Below are 10052 nucleotides of genomic sequence, written 5' to 3'. Positions count from 1 at the left end.
GCTTAAAAATCCCTTTAGCGGTCAATTCCTTTTATGAAACGCATGGCAAAGGGTTGAACACTTCTTTGTTTTTTAAACGCCTTGTGGCGTTTAATGTGAGTTATGTTTATAGTTTTTAGGGGGGTAAATGCTTTCAAACGATCTTTCTATTGAAGAAATCGCTCGCCTAATCAATGTTTCTCATAGCAGCGTGCATAACTGGATCAAAACCAATCTTTTAGAGGAATTAGAGATTGATCATAAAATTTATGTGAAAACAAGCTCTTTTTTAGATTTTTGCCGCAACCATTTAGGGAAAAACAAACTCAACAAATACGCTAACAAATCCTTAAAAAGCACGCATAACCATCAAGAATTGATTTTAAAATACCTAAAAATATTAGAAAATAGCTCTGATTTAGAAAAGTTGGGTTCTTATTATGAAGAAGAACTTTCTAACACCACCAAAAATTTAGAAGGCATTTACTACACCCCTAACAGGATAGTAGAACAACTTTTCACTCTCCCTAAAGATTTTGATGCTTCTCAAGCGACTTTTTGCGATCCGGCTGTGGGGAGCGGGAATTTTATCATGCATGCTTTAAAACTGGGTTTTAAGGTTGAAAATATCTATGGCTATGATACAGACGCTTTCGCTATCGCTTTGACTAAAAAGCGTATTAAAGAGCGTTATCATTTAGATTGCCCTAATATTATGCAAAAAGATTTTTTAAATTTAAAACACACCCCGCAATTTGATTGCATTTTCACCAACCCGCCATGGGGTAAGAAATACAACCAAAACCAAAAAGAAAATTTCAAACAGAAATTCAATCTCTCTCAAAGCCTAGATAGCGCGTCGCTCTTTTTTGTAGCGAGTTTGAATTGCTTAAAAGAAAACGCTCATTTGGGGCTATTATTACCCGAAAGTTGTTTGAATATTGATGCGTTTAAAAAAATGCGAGAAGTGGCTTTAAAGTTTCAAATTAGAAGCCTGATTGATTTTGACAAACCTTTTAAAAATCTAATGACTAAGGCTGTGGGTTTGGTGCTTAAAAAAACCCCTAACAAGGATCAAAAAATCTCATGCTTTTATCAAAATAGTAAGTTCAAACGCTCGCCCTCTTCTTTTTTGAACAACCCTAAAAAGATTTTTAATATCCATTGCTCTCACCAAAAAAATAAAATTTTAGACCACCTTTTTTCCCTTTCTCATATCACTTTAAAAAATAACGCTCATTTTGCTTTAGGGATTGTTACAGGCAACAATAAAGAAAGATTACACTCCAAGCAAGAAAAAAATACCATTCCTATTTTTAGGGGTTCAGATATTTTAAAAGACAGATTAAAAGCCCCTAGCCAATTCATTAACGCTGATTTAAAAGACTGCCAACAAGTCGCCCCCTTAAGCCTTTATCAGGCTAGAGAAAAAATCGTGTATAAATTCATTTCTTCAAAGCTTGTCTTTTTTTATGATAATAAGCAACGCCTTTTTTTAAACAGCGCGAACATGTTTGTTTTAAAAGAAAATTTCCCTATCAACGCTCATGCGTTAAAAGAATTATTAAACAGCGATTTAATGCAATTTATTTTTGAATCGCTTTTTAAAACGCATAAAATTTTAAGAAAAGATTTGGAATGCTTGCCCCTATTTGCGCAATTTATCAACAATAGTTTTGATGAAAAATTTTATTTAAAAAATTTAGGGATAGAAAAAAAAGACCCTAAACATTTCACCATCAGGAAAAACCATGCATGTTGCTTGTCTTTTGGCTTTAGGGGATAACCTCATCACGCTTAGCCTTTTAAAAGAAATCGCTTTCAAACAGCAACAGCCCATTAAAATCCTAGGCACTCGTTTGACTTTAAAAATCGCCAGGCTTTTAGAATGTGAAAAACATTTTGAAATCATTCCTCTTTTTGAAAATGTCCCTGCTTTTTATGATCTTAAAAAACAAGGCGTTTTTTTGGCGATGAAGGATTTTTTATGGTTGTTAAAAGCGCTTAAGAAGCACAAAATCAAACATTTGATTTTAGAAAAACAAGATTTTAGAAGTTTTCTTTTAACCCCATTTGTTTCCATAACCACTCCAAATAAAGAAATTAAAAACGTTTATCAAAACCGCCAGGAGTTGTTTTCTCAAATTTATGGGCATGTTTTTGATAACCCCCCATATCCCATGAATTTAAAAAACCCCAAAAAGATTTTAATCAACCCTTTCACAAGATCCATAGACCGAAGTATCCCTTTAGAACATTTAAAAATCGTTTTAAAACTTTTAAAACCCTTTTGTGTTACGCTTTTAGATTTTGAAGAACGATACGCTTTTTTAAAAGATGAAGTCGCTCACTATCGCGCTAAAACCAGTTTAGAAGAAGTTAAAAACCTGATTTTAGAAAGCGATTTGTATATGGGGGGGGATTCGTTTTTGATCCATTTGGCTTACTATTTAAAGAAAAATTATTTTATCTTTTTTTATAGGGATAATGACGATTTCATGCCACCTAATGGTGGGAATAAAAATTTTCTAAAAGCCCACAAAAGCCATTCTATAGAACAAGATTTAGCCAAAAAATTCCGCCATTTGGGGCTATTATAATATTGTGTTATACTTCTAATTTCAATTTTGCTTGTTAGGACATTCATGAAAAATATTAGAAATATCGCTGTAATTGCGCATGTTGATCATGGGAAAACCACTTTAGTCGATGGCTTACTTTCTCAATCTGGCACATTTAGTGAGAGGGAAAAAGTGGATGAAAGGGTGATGGATAGCAATGATTTAGAAAGAGAAAGAGGCATTACTATCCTGTCTAAAAACACCGCTATTTATTACAAAGACACTAAAATCAATATCATTGACACTCCCGGGCATGCTGATTTTGGGGGCGAAGTGGAGCGCGTTTTGAAAATGGTGGATGGGGTGTTGCTTTTAGTGGACGCTCAAGAAGGGGTCATGCCTCAAACTAAATTCGTGGTTAAAAAGGCTTTGAGTTTTGGGATTTGCCCCATTGTGGTGGTGAATAAAATTGATAAGCCTGCCGCTGAACCGGACAGAGTGGTGGATGAAGTTTTTGACTTGTTCGTAGCGATGGGGGCTAGCGATAAACAATTGGATTTCCCTGTCGTCTATGCCGCCGCACGAGATGGCTATGCGATGAAAGGTTTAGACGATGAAAAGAAAAATTTAGAGCCTTTGTTTGAAACGATTTTAGAGCATGTGCCAAGCCCTAGCGGGAGCGTTGATGAGCCTTTGCAAATGCAAATTTTTACGCTTGATTATGACAATTATGTGGGCAAAATCGGTATCGCTAGGGTGTTTAATGGCTCGGTTAAAAAGAATGAAAGCGTGCTGCTGATGAAAAGCGATGGGAGTAAAGAAAATGGCCGTATCACTAAGCTTATAGGCTTTTTAGGGCTAGCTAGAACTGAGATTGAAAACGCTTATGCGGGCGATATTGTAGCGATTGCCGGCTTTAATGCAATGGATGTGGGCGATAGCGTCGTTGATCCTGCTAACCCCATGCCTTTAGATCCCATGCATTTAGAAGAGCCTACGATGAGCGTGTATTTTGCTGTCAATGATTCACCCTTAGCCGGGTTAGAAGGAAAGCATGTTACTGCTAACAAATTGAAAGACAGGCTCTTAAAAGAAATGCAAACCAATATCGCTATGAAATGCGAAGAAATGGGCGAAGGTAAGTTTAAAGTGAGCGGGCGTGGGGAATTGCAAATCACCATTTTAGCTGAAAACTTGCGCCGTGAAGGGTTTGAGTTTAGCATTTCACGCCCTGAAGTCATCATTAAAGAAGAAAATGGCGTTAAATGCGAGCCTTTTGAGCATTTGGTGATTGACACGCCCCAAGATTTTAGCGGGGCTATCATTGAGAGATTAGGCAAAAGAAAAGCCGAGATGAAAGCGATGAATCCCATGAGTGATGGCTATACAAGATTAGAATTTGAAATTCCTGCAAGAGGGCTTATTGGCTATAGGAGTGAGTTTTTAACCGACACTAAGGGCGAAGGCGTGATGAATCATAGCTTTTTGGAATTCCGCCCTTTCAGCGGGAGCGTGGAATCGCGCAAAAATGGGGCGCTCATTAGCATGGAAAATGGCGAAGCGACCGCTTTTTCCCTTTTCAATATCCAAGAAAGAGGCACGCTTTTTATCAACCCCCAAACGAAGGTTTATGTGGGCATGGTCATTGGCGAGCACAGCAGGGATAATGATTTAGATGTCAATCCCATTAAATCCAAGCATTTAACCAACATGAGAGCGAGCGGGAGCGATGATGCGATCAAACTCACCCCGCCTAGGACTATGGTGTTAGAAAGAGCGTTAGAATGGATTGAAGAAGATGAGATTTTAGAAGTTACCCCCTTGAATTTAAGGATCAGAAAAAAGATTTTAGACCCTAACATGAGGAAAAGGGCGAAAAAATAGGTAATTTGTATAAAGTAGCAGATATTTTTTGTGGTGCTGGAGGATTGAGCTATGGCTTTTCTAAGCACCCTCATTTTGAATTGATATGGGCTAACGATATAGACAAGGACGCCATTTTAAGCTATCAAGCCAATCATAAAGAGGCACAAACCATTTTATGCGATATTATGCAACTTCATTGCCATAACTTGCCATGCGTTCCAATTGACATTCTACTAGGCGGACCACCATGCCAGAGCTATTCTACGCTTGGCAAAAGAAAAATGGATGAAAAAGCGAATTTGTTTAAAGAATATTTGCGGATCTTAGATTTAGTGAAACCAAAAATATTTGTTTTTGAAAATGTGGTGGGTTTAATGTCTATGCAAAAAGGGCAATTGTTCCAACAAATTTGTAACGCTTTTAAAGAGAGAGGTTATATTTTAGAGCATGCCATTTTAAACGCCCTAGATTATGGTGTGCCTCAAATAAGAGAAGAAGTGTTTTAGTGGGCGCGCTTAAACGCTTTAAACAAAAATTCCACTTCCCCAAACCCATAAAAACGCATTTCTTCAACCAACTCATATTTTGATTTGCCTTAGCCTTTTTATTGCCTCCTGCTAAAAGTGATCCCATAAACTTCATTCCTGATTTGGAATAAGGGATCAGTAGGGGCTTCTACGCCTTTAGGGAGATCGGCTGGGAAATACACATCTTTATTGCAGCCCATCCCTTCGTATTCTTTAACTTTTAGTGTTCCTACTAATAATTCCTTGTGTTTGCCCTTCCAAAGCGCGGTCGTGTCGTTAGTAGCGTCATTTTTATTCGCAAGCACCAGATACATTTTATATTCTATGGGTTTAGTTTTAAGGTGTTGTTGGAATGCGGAGAGCAAATAATTTGAATCTTTTTGCTTTAATTCTTGGGGGTTAAGGTATTTAATGCCATCGGTTGGCACAAATTTCCACCTTGCAGACAATAATTCCCCTTTTTTGTCTTTAAACCTGAATGCATGGACGCTGTAATAAGGCGTGTTAGCCACGCTTGAGCTGATCCCTATGGTTTTTGTGTAAGCGGCAAAATTTTTATAAGAGGGGACTTCTTCATAAAGCTTTTTGATTTTTGCTTCATCCACTTTGCCGTTTTGCGGGATTCTCATCGCAAAAAATTGAGCGAATTCTTCAGGGTTTTTGGCGAAATTGATTTCTGTATTGAGCATCACCATTGTCCAGCTAGCGTTTTGATTTTCTAATTTTAACGCCATTCCCCTAACTTTGCTTTTATCGTCCATTATCGCACCTCCTAAAGAATACCTTACAGACGCAGGAATTTCTTTTTCATTGAGTAATGGCACATCTAAATCCTCTCTTGCTTGTAAGTTAGGGAGGAACACGCCTTTAGCGCAAAACCCCTTAGTGTGGTTGATTTTCATTTTAGGCTCTTTGGCGTTGAGTTTGTAGAAAATATCCGCAATCTCTTCAGCGCTCACTTCATGGGCTTTTAAAAAACCCAAACTCAAAACCAAACACAAGCTTAAACCAATTTTTTTCATTTTTTTCCTTATTGTTATTTTCTATATAAAACAACGCTTTTTATTGTATCAGTAAATTCCCTATTGAGCCTTAAAAAAGCCTTTTTTCAATATCTTATTAGGTCTTAAAAAATTATCCTATCCATTTGCATGCTCATTAGCAAGCTTTTAAGTATAAATTTGTGTTTTAAATTTTGTGATTTTTAAGAAAAATTAGCTTGATTTTAAACTAAATCTATATTCTTTTATGCTACAATTATTTCTACAGAGTAATTTATCTATTCTCAGGTAAAGTAAGGAAGAGGAATGAAATTAAAGAAACGAAAAGTTGCGGTTGCATTGCTAAAGCGTTTTACCTTGCCACTATTGTTCACTACGGGTTCATTAGGGGCGGTTACTTATGAAGTGCATGGAGATTTTATCAATTTTGCTAAAGTGGGTTTTAACCATTCGCCTATTAACCCTGTTAAAGGTATCTATCCTACAGAGACTTTTGTTAACCTTACGGGTAAGCTAGAGGGGTCTGTGCATTTAGGTAGGGGATGGACCGTGAATTTAGGCGGTGTTTTGGGCGGACAAGTTTATGATAGCACTAGGTATGACAGGTGGGCGAAGGATTTTACCCCCCCAAGCTATTGGGATAAAACTTCTTGCGGCACTGATTCTATGAGCCTTTGTATGAATGCGACTAAAATGTGGGAGCAATCAGGGCCAGGTGGCGTCATTAACCCTAGAGGTATTGGTTGGGAGTATATGGGTGAGTGGAACGGCTTGTTCCCTAACTACTATCCGGCTAACGCCTACTTGCCTGGTGGCTCAAGGCGTTATCAAGTTTATAAAGCGAATTTGACCTATGATAGCGACAGAGTCCATATGGTAATGGGGCGCTTTGATGTTACTGAGCAGGAGCAAATGGATTGGATTTACCAATTGTTCCAAGGGTTTTATGGGACTTTCAAGCTTACGAATAAGATGAAGTTCTTGCTCTTTAGCTCTTGGGGTCGTGGTATTGCTGACGGTCAGTGGTTGTTCCCTATCTATCGTGAAAAGCCTTGGGGTATTCATAAGGCGGGTATTATTTATCGCCCTACAAAGAATCTAATGATTCACCCTTATGTGTATCTCATCCCAGAGGTAGGCACATTGCCTGGTGCTAAAATAGAATACGATACCAATCCTGAGTTTAACGGTATGGGCATGAGGAACAGAACGACTTTTTATGTGTTGTATGACTATCGTTGGAATAACGCTGAATACGGTCGTTACGCGCCCGCTCGTTATAACACTTGGGATCCGTTCTTGGATAATGGTAAGTGGCGTGGCTTGCAAGGTCCTGGTGGTGCGACGCTCTTTTTACGCCACCATATAGATATTAACAACTACTTTGTGGTTGGTGGTGCTTATCTCAACATTGGTAACCCTAACATGAACTTAGGTACTTGGGGTAACATCATCGCTGTGGATGGTATCGAACAATGGGTCGGCAGTATCTACAGCTTAGGGTTTGCGGGGATTGACAACATTACCGATGCTGATGCGTTCACCGAGTATGTTAAAGGTGGAGGCAAGCATGGTAAGTTCAGTTGGAGCGTTTATCAGCGCTTCACCACTGCACCAAGGGCTTTGGAATATGGTATTGGTATGTATCTAGACTATCAGTTCAGCAAGCATGTTAAAGCGGGTCTCAAACTCGTATGGTTAGAGTTCCAAATTCGTGCGGGTTACAACCCTGGAACCGGTTTCCTTGGGCCAAACGGTCAGCCGCTTAACTTGAATAATGGTTTGTTTGAATCTTCTGCGTTCGCGCAAGGTCCTCAAAACATGGGCGGTATCGCAAAAAGCATTACCCAAGACAGAAGCCATTTGATGACGCATATCAGTTATAGTTTCTAAGAGAGTTTCTCCCCCTATCTCTTAGATATGCCTTTTTTGTATTTTTATTTTAATATCTTTGGGAGTTAGGGTTTTGGAAATTAAGAAATATTTTTCTTACTCTCTATTTTTTTTGCTTTTTTCTAGTCTTTTTTTATCCAAACTTCAAGCTTATAAATTCAACATGAGCATTGTTGGAAAGGTGAGCAGCTATACCAAGTTTGGCTTTAACAACCAAAGATACCAACCTTCTAAAGACATTTATCCTACAGGTAGCTACACTTCTTTGCTCGGCGAATTGAATTTGAGCATGGGTTTATACAAGGGTTTGAGAGCGGAAGTGGGGGCTATGATGGCAGCGCTCCCCTATGACTCTACCGCTTATCAAGGCAACAATATCCCTAATGGCCAGCCCGGCTCTAGGACCGATCCTTTTGGAGCGGGTATCTTTTGGCAATATATTGGTTGGTATGCGGGGCATAGTGGTTTGCAAGTGCAAAAACCTCGTTTAGCCATGGTGCATAACGCTTTTTTGAGCTACAACTACAAAAAAGACAAATTCAGTTTTGGCGTGAAAGGGGGGCGCTATGATGCTGAAGAGTATGATTGGTTCACTTCTTACACTCAAGGGGTTGAAGGCTTTGTCAAATACAAAGACACCAGATTCAGAGTGATGTATTCAGACGCTAGGGCTTCAGCGTCAAGCGACTGGTTTTGGTATTTTGGGCGTTACTATACAAGCGGTAAGGCTCTAATGGTAGCTGATTTGAAATACGAAAAAGACAACCTAAAAATCAACCCTTATTTTTATGCGATCTTTCAAAGAATGTATGCACCAGGCATTAATATCACTTATGACACCAACCCTAATTTCAACAATAAGGGTTTTCGTTTTGTAGGCACTTTCGTGGGGTTTTTCCCCATTTTTCCCACTCCGGCTAATCAAAATGATATTATCCTCTTCCAACAAGTGCCGTTAGGAAAGAGCGGGCAAACTTATTTCTTCCGCACCCGTTTTTACTATAACAAGTGGCAATTTGGGGGCAGTGTCTATAAAAATATCGGTAACGCTAATGGTGATATAGGTATTTATGGGGATCCTTTGGGGTATAACATTTGGACGAATAGTATTTATGACGCAGAAATCAACAATATTGTTGGCGCTGATGTTATTAACGGGTTTTTGTATGTAGGCTCACAATATAGGGGGTTTAGTTGGAAAATTTTAGGCCGTTGGACGGATAGCCCAAGGGCTGATGAAAGGAGTCTCGCGCTCTTTTTGAGTTATTTTTCTAATAAGTATAATATTAGAATGGATTTAAAACTAGAATATTATGGCAATATCACCAAAAAAGGCTATTGTATTGGGTATTGTGGCATGTATGTTCCAGTCGATCCTAACGGGCCTGGGACACAGCCTTTAACGCACAATGTGTATTCTGACCGAAGCCATATAATGTTTAATATCACTTATGGTTTTAGGATTTACTAGCGTTTTATCCTTAATGGATATTTTTGATTAGCCTTTTTAAAATATTAAAAGGCTCTGCTCCAATCAAATATTAATACTCAAAAGCCTTATTTAACTTTATTGTTCAATCTTTAATACACTAGAACAAAACACCACACCTACGCATTTCTTCAACAAGCTAAACGAGTTTAAAAATGAAGTTTTTACTACACCCAAAGCTAAAGAATACATTGACATAGCGAGCGGATTTCATAAGCTTTTTAAAAACGACGCTAAGATCGCCGAGAGCCTAAAGCCAGCTACAACGAAAAATTTAAGCCAAGGTTTAGCGACCACTCTAAGCGGAGCGTTAAAGTATCAGTGGACTAAATTCACGCTAGGGACTTTATACCGCAACGCGCCCGATCGCATTTTAGGAGTGAAATTACCGAAAGCCTTGAACGAAGCCACCGCAGGAGCGGCGTTAAAGTATCACATTAAAAGAGCGCTTGAACGAAGCCAATCTATAAGCGAATTTAGTAAGCAGTTAGAATTAAGCGCACAAAACGCTAAATTTTCAAACAACACGCTTAAAATCATTGAAGAGCTTAATAATGGAATCAAACAAGCGAGCGATGAAATCAAAGAAAAAGCGCGCGATTTACAACACGCTATAACCCCACTCAAAGAATTTGGCAAGAATTACCCCGAGTTTGCTCTAAAGCCTAAGGAAGCGTTAGAGAAGCTCTTGCAAGAGGAAAACGGACAAGTCGCAGGCGCAGCTTATAGGGAGGAT

9 protein-coding genes and 1 pseudogene are annotated in these 10052 nt (G+C 38.7%); 8 read left to right on the top strand and 2 right to left on the bottom strand.

Annotation, left to right across the window (positions count from 1 at the left end):
- The 5 genes from EAL49_RS08150 to EAL49_RS08130 form a co-directional block, all read left to right on the top strand.
- Positions 1 to 119, top strand: a 119-nt coding sequence (locus EAL49_RS08150) for an outer membrane beta-barrel protein (protein ID WP_120829512.1), incomplete at its 5' end; no start/stop codon positions are given.
- An 8-nt stretch (positions 120 to 127) separates the two neighbouring features.
- A complete protein-coding gene (locus EAL49_RS08145; protein WP_120829747.1) occupies positions 128 to 1765 on the top strand; it encodes a class I SAM-dependent methyltransferase in 1638 nt (545 codons plus the stop codon).
- On the top strand, positions 1731 to 2579 hold the full coding sequence (locus EAL49_RS08140; protein WP_120829746.1) for a glycosyltransferase family 9 protein: 849 nt from the start codon (positions 1731 to 1733) through the stop codon (positions 2577 to 2579). Before EAL49_RS08145 ends, EAL49_RS08140 begins: the two co-directional genes overlap by 35 nt.
- A gap of 45 nt (positions 2580 to 2624) precedes the next feature.
- Positions 2625 to 4424, top strand: a complete 1800-nt coding sequence (typA, locus tag EAL49_RS08135; RefSeq protein WP_120829745.1) for a translational GTPase TypA — start codon at positions 2625 to 2627, stop codon at positions 4422 to 4424.
- Positions 4425 to 4429: 5 nt separating this feature from the next.
- Positions 4430 to 4912 carry a DNA (cytosine-5-)-methyltransferase gene (locus EAL49_RS08130; RefSeq protein WP_120829744.1) on the top strand — a complete coding sequence of 161 codons (483 nt, stop codon included), beginning with the start codon at positions 4430 to 4432 and terminating at the stop codon, positions 4910 to 4912.
- On the opposite strand, the gene EAL49_RS08570 is transcribed toward EAL49_RS08130, so the two are convergent.
- Positions 4827 to 5039: a hypothetical protein gene (locus EAL49_RS08570; RefSeq protein WP_120829743.1), complete on the bottom strand. Its 213-nt coding sequence runs from the start codon at positions 5037 to 5039 to the stop codon at positions 4827 to 4829. The genes EAL49_RS08130 and EAL49_RS08570 overlap by 86 nt on opposite strands.
- Positions 5011 to 5955 carry a catalase family peroxidase gene (locus EAL49_RS08120; protein WP_120829742.1) on the bottom strand — a complete coding sequence of 315 codons (945 nt, stop codon included), beginning with the start codon at positions 5953 to 5955 and terminating at the stop codon, positions 5011 to 5013. The genes EAL49_RS08570 and EAL49_RS08120 overlap by 29 nt, the downstream gene beginning before the upstream one ends.
- Positions 5956 to 6240: 285 nt before the next feature.
- Between EAL49_RS08120 and hofC the strand changes: the two genes are divergently transcribed.
- The 3 genes and pseudogenes from hofC to EAL49_RS08375 form a co-directional block, all read left to right on the top strand.
- Positions 6241 to 7827 carry an outer membrane beta-barrel protein HofC gene (gene hofC / locus EAL49_RS08115; protein ID WP_120829741.1) on the top strand — a complete coding sequence of 529 codons (1587 nt, stop codon included), beginning with the start codon at positions 6241 to 6243 and terminating at the stop codon, positions 7825 to 7827.
- 73 nt (positions 7828 to 7900) lie between these two features.
- Positions 7901 to 9298 carry an outer membrane beta-barrel protein HofD gene (hofD, locus tag EAL49_RS08110; protein WP_162973142.1) on the top strand — a complete coding sequence of 466 codons (1398 nt, stop codon included), beginning with the start codon at positions 7901 to 7903 and terminating at the stop codon, positions 9296 to 9298.
- A gap of 256 nt (positions 9299 to 9554) precedes the next feature.
- Positions 9555 to 10052, top strand: a pseudogene (locus EAL49_RS08375) (DUF3519 domain-containing protein); the annotation flags it as partial.

Origin of the sequence: Helicobacter pylori, assembly GCF_003637665.1 — a bacterium.
GTDB lineage: Bacteria > Campylobacterota > Campylobacteria > Campylobacterales > Helicobacteraceae > Helicobacter > Helicobacter pylori_CK.
Note: the sequence above shows the minus strand (reverse complement) of the source record. Positions and strands in the feature narration are given on the sequence as shown.

Excerpts from the sequence above, each read along its gene's own strand:
- hofC (WP_120829741.1), top strand. The coding sequence starts at position 6,241 with ATGAAATTAAAGAAACGAAAAGTTGCGGTTGCATTGCTAAAGCGTTTT.
- typA (WP_120829745.1), top strand. The coding sequence starts at position 2,625 with ATGAAAAATATTAGAAATATCGCTGTAATTGCGCATGTTGATCATGGG.
- EAL49_RS08140 (WP_120829746.1), top strand. The coding sequence starts at position 1,731 with ATGCATGTTGCTTGTCTTTTGGCTTTAGGGGATAACCTCATCACGCTT.
- EAL49_RS08570 (WP_120829743.1), bottom strand. The coding sequence starts at position 5,039 with ATGGGATCACTTTTAGCAGGAGGCAATAAAAAGGCTAAGGCAAATCAA.
- EAL49_RS08145 (WP_120829747.1), top strand. The coding sequence starts at position 128 with ATGCTTTCAAACGATCTTTCTATTGAAGAAATCGCTCGCCTAATCAAT.
- EAL49_RS08120 (WP_120829742.1), bottom strand. The coding sequence starts at position 5,955 with ATGAAAAAAATTGGTTTAAGCTTGTGTTTGGTTTTGAGTTTGGGTTTT.